A 15,174-nucleotide genomic window follows, 5' to 3' on the forward strand; every position below is an offset into this window, starting at 1 on the left:
TTATTCCTGAATGACGTCAGCACCCTTGGGCACCTGGAACTGGAACTTGCCGGCCGGCACCGGCTCATTGGCCTTGACGCCGGTGAACAGAATATTGGTGCGCTGGCCAACGTTATCGACCAGTTGCATGTCGTTGATCAGGCCATTGCGAAACGATAGGCGCAGGTTATCGAACAGCGTGTCCTTGCTCTTGGGCTTGAGGGTAAAGTCCAGCACGCCGCCGGCTTCCCTGGCAGTAATGTCAAAGCTTTCGCTGATTTTCGACACGTCACCGGACAGCAACAGGGCCGGAGTCTGGGTCAGGCGCTGGTCGAGGGTCTTGATGGTCACCTGCTGCAGGTCCGGGTCCCACAGCGAGACTTTCTTGCCGTCGGAGACCATCAGTTGTTCCTGTGGCGCATCGGTGTGCCAGTTGAACTGGCCAGGACGCTGAAGGGTCATTTCGCCGGTGGTTTCCTGCAGTTGGGTGCCGCTGCCGTCCAGGGTCATCTGCGAGAAGCGACCGGTCAGGGTCTGGGATTTTTCCAGCAACTGGGTCAGGCGCGCCACGTCCTTGCTGTCGGCATGCGCCGCCACGGTGGAGAGCGTCAGGGCGGTGGCCAGTAACAGGCGGATAAGACGCATGGAATTCCTCGTTGGATTCGCTGAAAGGGCGACAGCATGACCGGCATGCTGTCGAGGGTAAGGCTGTTGGTCAGTCGCGCATCGGCGCCGGCGCGATGACTTCGCGGGAGCCGTTGGTGTTCATGGGGGTGACGACGCCGGCATTTTCCATGGTTTCGATCATGCGTGCCGCGCGGTTGTAACCGATCTTGAGCTTGCGCTGCACCGCTGAAATCGAGGCGCGGCGGCTTTCGAGCACGAACTTGACCGCTTCGTCATACAGCGCATCGCTCTCACTGTCGTCGCCATCGCCACCACCGCCGCCGCCTTCGAAGCCACTGCCGGCCTCTTCGACGCCGGCCAGAATATCTTCGTTGTAGTCCGGGGTGCCACGCATTTTCCAGGCCTCGACCACGCGGTGGACTTCCTCGTCGGAGACGAAGGCGCCGTGCACGCGAATCGGCAGGCTGGTGCCTGGCGGCATGTACAGCATGTCACCGTGACCCAGCAATTGCTCGGCGCCACCCTGGTCGATGATGGTACGCGAGTCGATCTTGCTCGACACCTGAAAGGCCATGCGGGTCGGAATGTTGGCCTTGATCAGGCCGGTGATCACATCCACCGACGGCCGCTGCGTGGCCAGGATCAGGTGGATACCGGCGGCACGGGCTTTCTGGGCGATACGGGCGATCAGTTCTTCGACCTTCTTGCCGACGATCATCATCATGTCGGCAAATTCGTCGACCACCACCACGATGGTCGGCAGGGTATCGAGCAACGGCGCTTCGTCGTGCATGTTTTCACGACGGTACAACGGGTCGCTGATCGGCGTGCCGGCTTCGTCGGCGTCACGGACCTTGCGGTTGAAGCCGGCGAGGTTACGCACGCCCATGGCCGCCATCAGCTTGTAGCGCCGCTCCATCTCGGCAACGCTCCAGCGCAGGGCGTTGGCGGCGTCCTTCATGTCGGTGACCACCGGGCACAACAGGTGCGGGATGCCTTCGTAGATCGACAGTTCAAGCATTTTCGGGTCGATCATGATCAGCTTGGCGTCCTTGGGGCCGGACTTGAACAGGATCGACAGGATCATGGCGTTGACGCCCACCGACTTGCCGGAGCCGGTAGTACCGGCCACCAGCAAGTGCGGCATCTTGGCCAGGTCGGTGATCACCGGACGCCCGCCGATGTCATGGCCCAGGGCCAGGGGCACCGGTGACGTGGCCGCCGCGAACTCGGGCGAGGACAGCACTTCGGAGAAGCGCACCATCTGCCGGTCTTCGTTGGGAATCTCGATGCCCACGGTCGTCTTGCCCGGAATGACCTCGACCACGCGTACGCTGGTCACGGCCAGCGAACGCGCCAGGTCCTTGGCCAGGTTAGCGATGCGACTGACCTTGACGCCGGCAGCCGGCTGGATTTCGTAGCGGGTGATCACCGGGCCCGGATGGATGGAGTCGACGGTGACCTCGACGCCAAATTCCTTGAGCTTGATTTCCAGCAACCGGCCTACGGCGTCCAGGGACTCGGGTGAATAATTGAGCGGCTTCTTTTCCACCGGGTCGAGAATCGACAGCGGCGGCAGCGTGCCCTCGACTGCGCTGTCGATGAACGACGGCGTAGGTTTTGCCAGGCGCACAGGCTCTGGTGGCTTGGCCGGGGCCGGCGGAATAATGGCCGGGGCCGGCTTGGCACGCTCGGCAACCAGAGACTGGGCCGGGGCCGGCGCAGGCGGCGGTACAGGCGCCATGATCGGTGCTGCGGCAACTGCGGCGGCAGGCACGCTGGCGGACGCTGCCCTGGCAGGCGTCGTTACAGGCATGGACACCGGCGGTACAGGACGGCTGACCGGTGGTTCAGGCTCGACCACCTTGTCGCGTGCCACCACGCGCGGCTCACGGCGTTCGACCACGCCGGCCGGGCGCTGGAACTCGCGCAGGTCGGCCTCGCGCAGCTTGGCGACCATCTGCTTGCGCTCGGCGCGCTCGGCCCACCAGCGACTGACGATGCCTTGCAGCAACTCGAACAGGTCCAGGGTGATCTTGCCGGTCATGTCCATGACCTTGAACCACGACAGGTCGGTGAACACCGTCAGGCCGAACAGGAACAGGGCAATGAACAACAGCGTGCTGCCCTGGATGTTCAGCGCGTGCCTGGCCAGGTCGCCCAGCACTTGACCCAGTACACCGCCGGCCGAGCCTGGAAAGCCTGACGCGAAATGAAAGTGCAGATGGGCCAGTGCGGCACCGGCAAGCACCAGGAACACCAGGCCGATGGTGCGCCAGGAAAACAGCCAGCCGCTCCATTGCCACGGCTCGTGCCGTTGCCGGAAGACTTGCCAGGCCTTGATTGCCAGCAGCAAGGGAAAAATGTAGGCGAAATACCCCAGGACCATGAACAGGATGTCGGCACTGAAGGCGCCGGCACGGCCTGCGGCGTTCTGCACCTCGGTGGCATTGCTGCTGGTATGGCTCCAGCCAGGGTCGCTCTGGTCGTAGGTCAGCAACGACATCATCAGGTACAGGCACAGGAAGCCGAAGGCGATCAATGCCCCTTCCTTGAGCCGATAGTGCAACTGCTGCCGCCAGAGGGGTACAGGTGCGGGTGCTGGAGTGGATTTCTTCAAAACGCTTTATTTCCTGCGCTGGGGCGCGAACAACTCTGTTGAACGATCACGAACGACGGCGACTCAAGGGGTACGCCGGTGACATCCGGGACCTGATGAGTATCCCGATGTAACGCCGACTTGAATGATAACGCGCAAAGTGGGCATTGTACGGCTTTGCCTGCCTGCGGGTCTGTACTGGCACTGTACGCAGCGCCACAAGTCTGGCGCGGCGGTCGTGCATATTCAAGCACCGTCGAGGGGGCCTAATTTGAGCATGCATTGTGTTTCGTGACAAAGGCTTATGACACACCGTTCAACCGGTATGACCTGCCCGCACCTTGCCGGGCCTGTGCGTGGCAACCTGACTGTGACCATGGCGGACGCCTGGAGTTGCATCCAGTGCTCTGCCCTCCCCTTCCCTCGTGAGAATCCCTGACGCCATGTTGACCTGGTTACAACGCAACAGCCTGGACTTTCCGCCTTTGAGCAAGGCCCTGCGCGACCCGGACGGCCTGCTGGCGGCCGGTGGCGACCTGTCGGCAGAGCGCCTGGTGCGGGCTTACCGGCACGGCTGCTTTCCGTGGTTCCAGGAGGGCCAGCCGATTTTGTGGTGGTCGCCCGACCCGCGCACCGTACTGTTCCCTGAAGAGCTGCATGTCTCGCGCAGCCTGTCCAAGGTGCTGCGCCAGCAGCGCTACCGGGTGACGTTTGATCAGGATTTCGCGGCCGTCATCCAGGCCTGCGCCGAACCGCGCAGCTACGCAAAGGAAACCTGGATCACCGGCAAGATGCAGGACGCCTACCGGCAGCTGCATGCACGTGGTCATGCCCACAGCGTCGAGGTATGGGAGGACGACGTGCTGGTCGGCGGCCTGTATGGCCTGGCCATGGGGCAGCTGTTTTTTGGCGAATCGATGTTCAGCCGGGCCGACAACGCCTCCAAGGTCGGTTTTGCCACACTGGTGGAGCATCTCAAGGCCTGGGGCTTTGTGCTGATCGACTGCCAGATGCCGACCGCTCACCTGCAAAGCCTGGGCGCTCGTTCGATTTCGCGCCAGGCCTTTGCCGATTACCTGCACACACACCTGGACGCCGAAAATAACGCCGACTGGTTGCCTAGGCGAGTTTGACAGGCTGGCTTACACTCTACTCAACGGTTTTCAACAATGGGGGCAACATGACCGACCTGGCGCGGCTGAAGTTTTATGCCACGCAACCCCACGCCTGCAGCTACCTGCCCGACGAACAGGCCACCACCCTGTTTCTGGACCCCAGTCAGCCGATGGATGTGCAGGTGTATGCCGACCTGTCGGACATGGGGTTTCGTCGCAGCGGCGATCATCTTTACCGGCCGCACTGCCAGAACTGCAGTGCCTGCATACCGGCACGTATTCCGGTGGACCTGTTCGTCCCGGACCGACAGCAGAAGCGCATCATCAAGCGTAACGCCGACCTGCAGGTGCGCGGCGTCAAGCCGACCTTCACCCAGGAATACTTCGACCTCTACCAGCGCTACATCGAGCAGCGCCACGCCGACGGCGACATGTATCCGCCCAGCCGCGATCAGTTCATCACCTTCCTGGTGCGCGACCTGCCATTTTCGCGCTTCTACGAGTTTCGTGCCGAGGGCCGGTTGCTGGCAGTGGCCGCCACCGACATGCTGCCCAACGGGCTATCGGCGGTGTACACCTTCTACGAGCCCGATGAAGAACGCCGCAGCCTAGGGCGCTATGCCATCCTCTGGCAGATTGCCGAAACCGCACGCCTGAATCTGCATGCGGTGTACCTGGGCTACTGGATAAAGAACTGCAAGAAGATGAATTACAAGACCCAATACCGCCCCATTGAGCTGCTGACAAATCAAAGATGGGTCACTCTGTACTGAAGTCCTTGGCGTAGCAGGCATTTTTCGGGCACAATGCACGCCGCTTTTGCCTGGCGCCACTTGCACCGGGCCACTCAATTTGATACCCGAGGGCTTTACTGCATGTCGAAAGAAGACAGCTTCGAAATGGAAGGCACTGTCGTCGACACCCTGCCCAACACCATGTTTCGCGTGGAGTTGGAAAATGGGCACGTCGTAACTGCGCACATCTCCGGCAAGATGCGCAAAAACTACATCCGCATTCTGACCGGTGACAAGGTGCGCGTTGAATTGACGCCTTACGATCTGAGCAAGGGCCGCATCACCTACCGCGCTCGTTAAGCACGGTTGCCTCAGACGAAAAAGCCCGGCATTGCCGGGCTTTGTCGTTTCTGGAGCATGCTCATCAAACACCGCCTGCACATGACCCGCCCCTCGCGGGACGGGCCATACCGTCAGGCCATTTCTGCAGTGGTTTCGTAATCGAAGGTGATCTCGCCATCCTTGATGTCGATATGCACCACACCGCCATGATCGGACAACTCGCCGAACAGGATCTCTTCGGCCAGCGGACGCTTGATCCGGTCCTGGATCAGACGCGCCATCGGCCTTGCACCCATCGCCGCGTCGTAGCCACCCTGCGCCAGCCAGCTGCGCGCTGCATCGGAGACCTCGAGCAGGACCCGCTTGTCTTCCAGTTGCGCCTGCAGCTCGGTGAGGAACTTGTCCACCACACTCTTGATGACCTCATGACTGAGCCGGCCGAACTGGATGATGGTGTCCAGGCGGTTGCGGAACTCGGGCGTGAAGCTCTTCTTGATCACTTCCATCGCATCGGAGGAGTGATCCTGGTGAGTGAAACCGATCGAAGCCCGCGAGGCGGTCTCGGCACCGGCATTGGTGGTCATGATCAGGATCACATTGCGGAAGTCCGCCTTGCGACCGTTGTTGTCGGTCAGCGTGCCGTGATCCATGACCTGCAGCAGCAGGTTGAAGACCTCGGGGTGCGCCTTTTCGATCTCATCGAGCAACAGCACGCAATGCGGCTGCTTGGTGATGGCCTCGGTGAGCAGACCGCCCTGATCGAAACCGACATAGCCTGGCGGCGCACCGATCAGCCGCGAAACGGTATGCCGCTCCATGTATTCGGACATGTCGAAACGCACCAGCTCCACACCCAGGGCCTTGGCGAGCTGACGCGCCGCCTCGGTCTTGCCGACCCCGGTGGGGCCTGCAAACAGGAACGAACCTACAGGCTTGTCGGGTGACTTCAGGCCGGCACGGGACAGCTTGATGGCCGTGGACAGCGAGTCGATTGCCGCATCCTGCCCGAACACGGTGAGCTTGAGGTCACGCTCCAGGTTGCGCAGCAGCTCCTTGTCGGAGCTGTTGACATGCTTGGGCGGAATCCGCGCAATCTTGGCCACGATGTCTTCGACATGCACGACCTCGATGCGCTTGACGCGCTTCTCGACCGGCTGCAGGCGCTGATAGGCGCCCGCCTCATCGATAACATCAATGGCCTTGTCCGGCATGTGCCGGTCATTGATGTAGCGCGAGGCCAGCTCGGCTGCGGCACGCAGGGCCTCGTCGCTGTACTCGATGTCGTGGTGCTGCTCGAAGCGCCCCTTGAGCCCCCTGAGGATGCCGATGGTGTCCTCGACCGACGGCTCCGACACGTCGACCTTCTGGAAGCGACGGGCCAGCGCACGGTCCTTCTCGAAGATGCCGCGAAATTCCTGGAACGTGGTCGAGCCAATGCAGCGGATATCACCCGAGGACAAGAGCGGCTTGAGCAGGTTGGAGGCGTCCATCACGCCACCCGAGGCCGCACCGGCACCGATGATGGTGTGGATTTCATCGATGAACAGAATGGCATGCGGGCGCTTTCGCAACTCGTTGAGCAGCGCCTTGAAGCGCTTCTCGAAGTCCCCGCGATACTTGGTGCCCGCCAGCAATGCGCCAAGATCGAGGGAGTAGACGACACTGTTGGCCAGCAGGTCCGGCACCTGGTTATCGACGATGCGCTTGGCCAGGCCCTCGGCAATGGCGGTCTTGCCGACACCAGCCTCGCCGACCAGCAGAGGGTTGTTCTTGCGACGACGGGCGAGGATCTGCGCCACGCGCTCGACCTCGGACTCGCGGCCGACGAGCGGGTCGATACGCCCCTGACGCGCCTGTTCGTTCAGGTTGCTGGCATAGGCATCCAGAGGATTGCCTGAGGAAGAAGCCTCACCGCCCTCGTCGTCCTGCATATCTTGCTCACCTTCGGAAGAGTGTTCGCCGTGCCCGGGAACCTTGGAGATTCCGTGGGCAATGTAGTTGACGACATCGATCCGGGCCACGCTCTGCTGCTTGAGCAGAAACACGGCCTGGCTTTCCTGTTCGCTGAAGATCGCTACCAGTACGTTGGCACCGGTGACTTCGCGCTTGCCGGAGCTTTGCACATGGAATACGGCGCGTTGCAGCACGCGCTGGAACCCGAGCGTTGGCTGGGTCTCGCGATCCTCGTCATGAACGGGGATCAGGGGTGTGGTGGAGTCGATGAACTCCTGCAGATCACGCTTGAGCTTATCGAGGTTTGCGCCGCAGGCACGCAAGACGGTGGCTGCAGCCTCGTTGTCCAACAAGGCCAGCAGAAGGTGTTCGACGGTCATGAACTCATGACGCTTGGAACGCGCTTCCTTGAAGGCCAGATTGAGGGTGACTTCGAGTTCACGGTTTAACATAGCTTCACCTCATACCCAAGTGGTCGGCGTTTAACCGTCCTTCTCGATCTCACAGAGTAGTGGATGCTGGCTCTCCCTGGCGTATTGGTTGACCTGCATGGCCTTGGTCTCGGCGATGTCGCGGGTAAACAATCCGCAGACTGCCCGTCCCTCTGTATGGACGGCCAGCATGATCTTGGTGGCCAGCTCACGATTCAGGTTGAAAAACACCTCCAGCACTTCGACAACGAAATCCATCGGGGTGTAATCATCGTTGAACAAAATCACCTTATACATCGGTGGCGCCTGCAGAGTCGGCTTGGCGTCCTGTACCGCTACGCCCGACGCATCGTCCTCGTGCGCGCCCTCGTTTGACCGAGGACCATCCTGATTGAATGTTAGTCGAATCTTGCTGATTGCATGCATGGGGAAAGAATGTTCATTTCGAAAAAGTCGGATTGAACCAATAGCAAGTGGCCGCTGTCCAACCGGCTTTCATGACATGGACTGCCGCATGACCTTGACTATCAGCTAAACGGTGTTACAAACAATAGAGCCCACATTGGGTAAAAAGGGTCCGCGCAGTCAACCAAAATTTTTCAGGTCAGGCGGATTGAGGTGGATGATACTCCAGACGGAGTCCTTTGCAGAGGGATATGGCTATGCTCAGTGGTAAAGTCAAGTGGTTCAATAATGCAAAAGGCTATGGATTTATCCTTGCCGACGGCCGGGATGAAGACCTGTTCGCACATTATTCAGCTATTAAAATGGATGGTTACAAGACGCTCAAGGCCGGGCAACCAGTGCAATTTGAGATTATCCAGGGCCCCAAGGGCTTGCACGCTGTAGAGATTTCGCCCGCGACAGCCAGTGCTGACAAATCGGTCGAAACATCGAGTGCAACCGTCAAGGCTTCAAACGTGCCTGCCTGAGGCGAACCACCACAAACGCCAGTCATGCCAGACTGCCGGATGGCCGGTCCAGATGCTTGAACCGGCCATCCGGCCTTGATCCCTCTACCTGTCACATGTGCGAGATGATCGCCTCGCCAAATCCCGAGCACGACACACGCGTGGCGCCGTCCATCAGCCGCTCGAAGTCATAGGTGACGGTTCGGGCCAAGATCGCCCCCTCAAGCCCCTTGATCACAAGATCCGCCGCCTCCTCCCAGCCCAGATGGCGCAGCATCATTTCTGCCGACAGAATCAACGATCCCGGATTGACCTGGTCTTTGCCTGCATAGCGTGGGGCCGTGCCGTGGGTGGCCTCGAACATGGCAACGCCATCGGCCAGATTGGCACCCGGTGCAATACCGATCCCGCCGACCTGGGCGGCCAGGGCATCGGAGAGGTAATCGCCATTGAGATTCAGCGTGGCGATCACATCATAGTCGGCCGGTCGCAGCAGCACCTGTTGCAACATGGCATCGGCAATCACGTCCTTGACGATAATCTCGCGCCCGGTCTTTGGATTGGTAAAGCGCATCCAGGGCCCACCCTCGAGCAGGGTCGCACCGAACTCGCCGACGGCCACTTCGCAGGCCCACTCCTTGAAGGCACCTTCGGTGTATTTCATGATGTTGCCCTTGTGCACGATCGTGACCGAACGCCGATCATGATCAACGGCATATTGCAGGGCCTTGCGCACCAGGCGCACCGTGCCCTCACGGGACACCGGCTTGATGCCTATGCCGCATTCATGATCGAACCGCAGCCGGTGCACGCCCATTTCCTCCTTGAGAAACCGGATGACCTTGTCGGCCTGCACCGAGCCGGCCTGCCACTCGATACCGGCATAGATGTCTTCGGAGTTTTCGCGAAAGATCACCATGTCGACCTCGCCCGGCCTGATGACGGGGCTGGGCACCCCGGCGAACCAGCGCACAGGCCGCAGGCACACGTACAGGTCCAGTTGCTGACGCAAGGCGACATTGAGCGAGCGGATGCCGCCACCGACCGGCGTGGTCAGGGGCCCCTTGATCGACACCACGAAGTCCCTGACCGCCTGCAAGGTTTCGTCGGGCAGCCAGGTGTCCGGACTGTAGATGCGCGTGGCCTTTTCGCCCGCATAGACTTCCATCCAGGCAATCTGGCGCACGCCGCCGTAGGCTTTTTCGACAGCAGCCTCCACGACCTTGAGCATGACGGGGGTGATATCCACACCGATACCATCACCTTCCATATAAGGAATAATCGGTCGATCGGGGACATTCAGGGAGTGGTCGGGGTTGAGCGTGATGCGCTCGCCGGCAGGGGGAATTGTAATGTTCTTGTATTGCATGCTGAGCTCCAATACGCAGTTGATTGGACAGCCTGACCGCCATAAAGCCTAGTCACGCCTTGGCAGACAGGCAAATACCGCTCAGCACGGCATCGCCCAAGGACTTTTAAAATTCGCCGAAAGCCCTGTTCCAGAGCGCTTGCGTTCGACCAAGGGCGTATTGGCATGCGCCAATTGGCCGCATAGCATTAATGCTTGGGATTCAGGGTTTGATATACTCCCCGGCGTGACTGCCGAGTCATGGAACTCGAATCACTGGTGCGGGGCCGTCCGGATGCATGACACCCGCTCCGATCTGCGTCGGGACACAGGTGCCCGACTGCTTGACGCTCGACTGATGCACCCACCATCACCGCGAAGCAATCCCGACCCGGGCTCATGACGCAAGCATGGGCAGAGTGCCCATACGGCGCGCATCGGGATTTTGTGCATGCTCAGCAAAACAGAGAGTTAATACGAATGTCCGACCGCTCGAAGATCATCTACACCTTTACTGACGAAGCCCCGGCCCTGGCCACCTACTCGCTGCTGCCCATCATCGAAGCGTTCACCGCGTCTTCCGACATCGACGTCGAGACCCGTGACATTTCGCTGGCAGGCCGGGTACTGGCCAGCTTCCCCGAAGCGCTTCGCGCCGACCAGCAAATTGCGGATCATCTTGCCGAGCTGGGCAAACTGGCGACCACGCCAGAAGCCAACATCATCAAACTGCCCAACATCAGCGCTTCGGTTCCGCAACTGAAAGCCACTGTCAAAGAGCTGCAGGACCAGGGCTACGCCATTCCCGACTACCCCGAGAACCCTTCGACCGACGCGGAAAAAGAAACCCGTGCCCGCTACGACAAGGTCAAGGGCAGCGCCGTGAACCCGGTTCTGCGCGAAGGCAACTCCGACCGCCGCGCCCCGCTGTCGGTCAAGAACTACGCACGCAAGCACCCGCACAAGATGGGCGCCTGGAGCAGCGACTCCAAGGCACACGTCGCGCACATGAGCAGCGGCGACTTCTACGGCAGCGAAAAAGCCGCCCTGGTCGAGGCCGACAACAGCCTGAAGATCGAACTGATCGCGCAGGACGGCACCGCCACCGTCCTGAAGGAAAAAACCGCCGTCAAGGCCGGTGAAGTGATCGACTGCTCGGTCATGAGCAAGAAGGCCCTGCGCAGCTTCATCGCCGCCGAAATCGAAGACGCCAAGAAGCAAGGCGTGCTGTTCTCGGTGCACTTGAAAGCCACCATGATGAAGATCTCCGATCCGATCATGTTCGGCCAGATCGTCGAAGAGTTCTATCAGGACGCGCTGACCAAGCACGCCGACGTGCTCAAGGAAATCGGCTTCAACCTGAACAACGGCATCGGCGACCTGTACGAGCGCATCGCCAGCCTGCCAGCCGACAAGCAGGCTGAAATCAAGGCCGACATCCAGGCGGTCTATGCTGCCCGCCCACAACTGGCGATGGTCAACTCCGACAAGGGCATCACCAACCTGCACGTGCCGAGCGACGTGATCGTCGACGCCTCGATGCCAGCGATGATCCGTGACTCGGGCAAGATGTGGGGCACCGATGGCCAGTTGCACGACGCCAAGGCCGTCATCCCGGACCGCAGCTACGCCACCATCTACCAGGCCGTGATCGAAGACTGCAAGAAACACGGCGCCTTCGATCCGACCACCATGGGCAGCGTGCCGAACGTGGGCCTGATGGCGCAGAAAGCCGAAGAATATGGCTCGCACGACAAGACCTTCCAGATCAAGACGGCCGGTGTGGTGCGCGTCAGCGACGCCCAGGGCAATACCGTGATGGAACAGAACGTCGAAGCCGGCGATATCTGGCGCATGTGCCAGGCCAAGGACGCACCGATCCAGGATTGGGTCAAGCTGGCGGTCAACCGCTCGCGCGCCAGCAATACCCCGGCGATCTTCTGGCTCGACCCGGCTCGCGCCCACGACGGCGTGATGATCGAGAAAGTGCAGAAGTACCTGCGCGATCACGACACCGCAGGCCTGGACATCCAGATCCTGACCCCGGTCGACGCCATGAAGCTGACCCTGGAGCGCACCCGCGCCGGCCAGGACACCATCTCGGTCACCGGCAACGTGCTGCGCGACTACCTGACCGACCTGTTCCCGATCATGGAACTGGGCACCAGCGCCAAGATGCTGTCGATCGTGCCGCTGATGAATGGTGGCGGCCTGTTCGAAACCGGCGCCGGCGGCTCGGCCCCCAAGCACGTGCAGCAATTTGTCGAAGAGAACTTCCTGCGCTGGGATTCGCTGGGTGAATTCCTGGCCCTGGCCGCTTCCCTGGAACACCTGGGCCACGCCTACAACAACCCCAAGGCGCTGGTGCTGGCCAAGACCCTCGACCAGGCCACTGGCGAGTTCCTGGACCGCAACAAGTCGCCTTCGCGCAAGGTCGGCAGCATCGACAACCGCGGCAGCCACTTCTACCTGACCCTGTTCTGGGCCCAGGCACTGGCTGCCCAGGATGACGACGCCGCCCTCAAGGCGCAGTTCGCTCCCCTGGCCAAGACCCTGACCGACAACGAAGAAAAAATCGTTGCCGAGCTCAATGCGGTACAAGGCAAGCCGGTTGAAATTGGCGGTTACTACTTCGCCAAGCCAGAGCTGGCCAGCAAGGCCATGCGCCCTAGCGAAACCTTCAACGCCGCCATCGCCGCGCTGTAAGGTGCAACACTGATACACAACAGCCCCGGCCCACGTGCCGGGGTTGTTGTTTTTACCGCCATCGCTTCTGGAGAAAGGCCCATGAATTGGCAAGCCCATGTCACCGTTGCCACCGTCATCGAAGATCAGGGACGCTTCCTGTTTGTCGAGGAACTGCAACAAGGCCAGCCGGTACTCAACCAGCCCGCCGGCCACCTGGACCCTAACGAAAGCCTGCAACGGGCCGCCGTGCGCGAGACGCTGGAAGAGACCGGCTGGGATGTGGAGCTGACCGGCGTGGTCGGCATCTACCTGTACACCGCCCCCAGCAATGGCGTGACCTACCAGCGCATCTGCTTTGCCGCCAGGGCGCTGCGCCATCATCCCGACTATCGCCTGGACGAAGGCATCATCGGCCCGGTATGGCTGAGCCGCGAGCAATTGCTCGAGCAACAGCCACGCTGGCGCAGTGAACTGGTGCTGCGCTGCGTGGACGATTACCTGACCGGCGAACGCTTCAGTCTCGCCCTGCTGCGCGACAAGGCGTGAGACGCGACACTTGCGGCCTGATAGAATCGCGTCCTTTTCACCATAGCCGTTGAACGCTCATGTCTGATCCAGCCCTTTCGAACACTGAAAAACCACGCGTCATTGTCGGCATGTCCGGCGGCGTGGACTCTTCCGTTTCCGCCGTTCTGCTGCTGCAGCAGGGCTATCAGGTGGAAGGCCTGTTCATGAAGAACTGGGAAGAAGACGACGGCACGGAATACTGCACCGCTCGCGAAGACCTGGCCGATGCCCAGGCCGTGTGTGACCGCATCGGCATCAAGTTGCATACGGCCAACTTCGCCGCCGAGTACTGGGACCATGTATTCGAGCATTTTCTGGAAGAGTACAAGGCCGGCCGCACGCCCAACCCGGACATCCTCTGCAACCGGGAAATCAAGTTCAAGGCCTTCCTCGACTACGCCCTGAGCCTGGGCGCCGACCTGATCGCCACCGGCCATTACGTGCGCCGGCGCGACATCGACGGGCGCACCGAGCTGCTCAAGGGCCTGGACCCGAACAAGGACCAGAGCTACTTCCTGCATGCCGTGGGCGGCGAACAGATTGCCCGCACCCTGTTCCCGGTCGGCGAGCTGGAAAAACCCGAAGTACGCGCCATTGCCGAGCAACACGGCCTGGCCACGGCGCGCAAAAAGGACTCCACCGGCATCTGCTTTATCGGCGAGCGGCGCTTTACCGATTTCCTGCGCCAGTACCTGCCCGCCCAGCCCGGCGAGATCAAGACCACCGAAGGTGAAGTCATCGGCCGCCACAGCGGCCTGATGTACCACACCATCGGCCAGCGCCAGGGCCTGGGTATCGGCGGCCTGAAGGATGCCGGCGACGAGCCCTGGTATGTGCTGGAAAAGGACCTGGAGAGCAACGAGCTGATCGTCGGCCAGGGCAATGACCATCCATGGCTGTTCTCCCGCGCATTGCTGGCCTCGCAGATCTACTGGGTCAACCCGGTCGACCTCGACAGCCCGCGCCGTCTGACAGCCAAGGTGCGCTACCGCCAGGGCGACCAGGGCTGCACCCTGGAAAAGACCGCTGGCGGCTACCGCGCGCTCTTCGATGAACCTCAACGCGCCGTGACCCCCGGACAATCGGTGGTGTTCTATGATGGCGAAATCTGCCTGGGCGGCGGCGTGATCGAAACGGCCGAACCCTGGAACAGCAAGGACAAGCCTTGATGACCCCGATTCAGGAACAACTGATCGCCCTGGGCGGCGTCTTCCAGGCCGCCATCCTGGTCGACCGCCTGGCCAAGACCGGCCAGGTCAGCGAGGCGGACCTGGGCTGCATGCTCGGCAGCCTGCTGGTGCTCGACCCCAAGGACACCCTGGATGTATACGGCGGCAATGACCAGTGCCTGCGCGAGGGCTACCGCGCCCTGGCCAGCGCCCTGGAGCGCGACCCGGGCACCCTGCAGCGCGAACCGTTGCGCTATGCCTTGTCGATGCTGGGCCTTGAGCGCCAGCTGGCCAAGCGCGACGACATGCTGGGCGTGATCGGCAAGCGCTTGCCGCAGATCCAGTCACAGGTCGAGCATTTCGGCATCGCTCACGAGAATGTGATCGCCGCCGCCGGGGCCTTGTATCAGGACACCTTGAGCACCTTGCGCCAGCGCATCCAGGTGCATGGCGACATGCGCAACCTGCAGCAACCCAGCAATGCATCGCGCATTCGCGCCCTGCTGCTGGCCGGCATTCGCTCGGCACGCCTGTGGCGACAAGTTGGCGGCCATCGCTGGCAACTGGTGTTCAGCCGTCGCAAGCTACTGAAAGAACTCTACACGTTGATGCACGGCTGAAACGCCGCGCCTCTCCTTTTTCAACCTTCAGGCTCGACGCTATCTACGCTGGTCGACTGTCCCCAGTCGGCCGGCAATTTCATGTATGATA

13 protein-coding genes are annotated in these 15,174 nt (G+C 61.2%); 8 read left to right on the forward strand and 5 right to left on the reverse strand.

Annotated features, from left to right (window positions below; all coding sequences use genetic code 11):
* Complete coding sequence (gene lolA / locus DGA31_RS19665; protein WP_056837035.1) at positions 1-624, reverse strand: outer membrane lipoprotein periplasmic chaperone LolA; 624 nt, start codon at positions 622-624, stop codon at positions 1-3.
* Between the two features lie 70 nt (positions 625-694).
* Positions 695-3,226 carry a DNA translocase FtsK gene (locus DGA31_RS19670; protein ID WP_109513691.1) on the reverse strand — a complete coding sequence of 844 codons (2,532 nt, stop codon included), beginning with the start codon at positions 3,224-3,226 and terminating at the stop codon, positions 695-697.
* Between the two features lie 422 nt (positions 3,227-3,648).
* Here DGA31_RS19670 and aat point away from each other — a divergent pair, with 422 nt between their 5' ends.
* The 3 genes from aat to infA all read left to right on the forward strand — a co-directional run bounded on the left by aat (position 3,649) and on the right by infA (position 5,414).
* The gene (aat, locus tag DGA31_RS19675; protein ID WP_109513692.1) at positions 3,649-4,338 is read left to right on the forward strand and encodes a leucyl/phenylalanyl-tRNA--protein transferase; all 690 of its coding nucleotides are present in this window, start codon (positions 3,649-3,651) and stop codon (positions 4,336-4,338) included.
* Between the two features lie 47 nt (positions 4,339-4,385).
* Positions 4,386-5,093 carry an arginyltransferase gene (locus DGA31_RS19680; RefSeq protein ID WP_109513693.1) on the forward strand — a complete coding sequence of 236 codons (708 nt, stop codon included), beginning with the start codon at positions 4,386-4,388 and terminating at the stop codon, positions 5,091-5,093.
* 102 nt (positions 5,094-5,195) lie between these two features.
* The gene (gene infA / locus DGA31_RS19685; RefSeq protein ID WP_002553999.1) at positions 5,196-5,414 is read left to right on the forward strand and encodes a translation initiation factor IF-1; all 219 of its coding nucleotides are present in this window, start codon (positions 5,196-5,198) and stop codon (positions 5,412-5,414) included.
* Between the two features lie 113 nt (positions 5,415-5,527).
* On the opposite strand, the gene clpA is transcribed toward infA, so the two are convergent.
* Together clpA and clpS are read right to left on the reverse strand one after the other, a co-directional pair.
* On the reverse strand, positions 5,528-7,801 hold the full coding sequence (clpA, locus tag DGA31_RS19690) for an ATP-dependent Clp protease ATP-binding subunit ClpA (RefSeq protein ID WP_109513694.1): 2,274 nt from the start codon (positions 7,799-7,801) through the stop codon (positions 5,528-5,530).
* Positions 7,802-7,831: 30 nt separating this feature from the next.
* A complete protein-coding gene (clpS, locus tag DGA31_RS19695) occupies positions 7,832-8,206 on the reverse strand; it encodes an ATP-dependent Clp protease adapter ClpS (protein ID WP_056837026.1) in 375 nt (124 codons plus the stop codon).
* 236 nt (positions 8,207-8,442) lie between these two features.
* Between clpS and cspD the strand changes: the two genes are divergently transcribed.
* The gene (cspD, locus tag DGA31_RS19700) at positions 8,443-8,712 is read left to right on the forward strand and encodes a cold shock domain-containing protein CspD (protein ID WP_056837941.1); all 270 of its coding nucleotides are present in this window, start codon (positions 8,443-8,445) and stop codon (positions 8,710-8,712) included.
* A 91-nt stretch (positions 8,713-8,803) separates the two neighbouring features.
* Here cspD and icd read toward each other — a convergent pair whose 3' ends face one another.
* Positions 8,804-10,060, reverse strand: a complete 1,257-nt coding sequence (gene icd / locus DGA31_RS19705; protein WP_109513695.1) for an NADP-dependent isocitrate dehydrogenase — start codon at positions 10,058-10,060, stop codon at positions 8,804-8,806.
* A gap of 459 nt (positions 10,061-10,519) precedes the next feature.
* Here icd and DGA31_RS19710 point away from each other — a divergent pair, with 459 nt between their 5' ends.
* The 4 genes from DGA31_RS19710 (at position 10,520) to hflD (ending at position 15,083) form a co-directional block, all read left to right on the forward strand.
* A complete protein-coding gene (locus DGA31_RS19710) occupies positions 10,520-12,745 on the forward strand; it encodes an NADP-dependent isocitrate dehydrogenase (RefSeq protein WP_109513696.1) in 2,226 nt (741 codons plus the stop codon).
* An 81-nt stretch (positions 12,746-12,826) separates the two neighbouring features.
* Entirely contained in the window at positions 12,827-13,273 is a 447-nt protein-coding gene (locus DGA31_RS19715; RefSeq protein ID WP_109513697.1) for an NUDIX hydrolase, read from the forward strand.
* 59 nt (positions 13,274-13,332) lie between these two features.
* Entirely contained in the window at positions 13,333-14,463 is a 1,131-nt protein-coding gene (mnmA, locus tag DGA31_RS19720; protein ID WP_109513698.1) for a tRNA 2-thiouridine(34) synthase MnmA, read from the forward strand.
* Positions 14,463-15,083, forward strand: a complete 621-nt coding sequence (gene hflD, locus DGA31_RS19725) for a high frequency lysogenization protein HflD (protein ID WP_056837016.1) — start codon at positions 14,463-14,465, stop codon at positions 15,081-15,083. Before mnmA ends, hflD begins: the two co-directional genes overlap by 1 nt.
* Positions 15,084-15,174 lie beyond the last annotated feature (91 nt).

It is taken from the genome of Pseudomonas ovata (genome assembly GCF_003131185.1).
GTDB lineage: Bacteria > Pseudomonadota > Gammaproteobacteria > Pseudomonadales > Pseudomonadaceae > Aquipseudomonas > Aquipseudomonas ovata.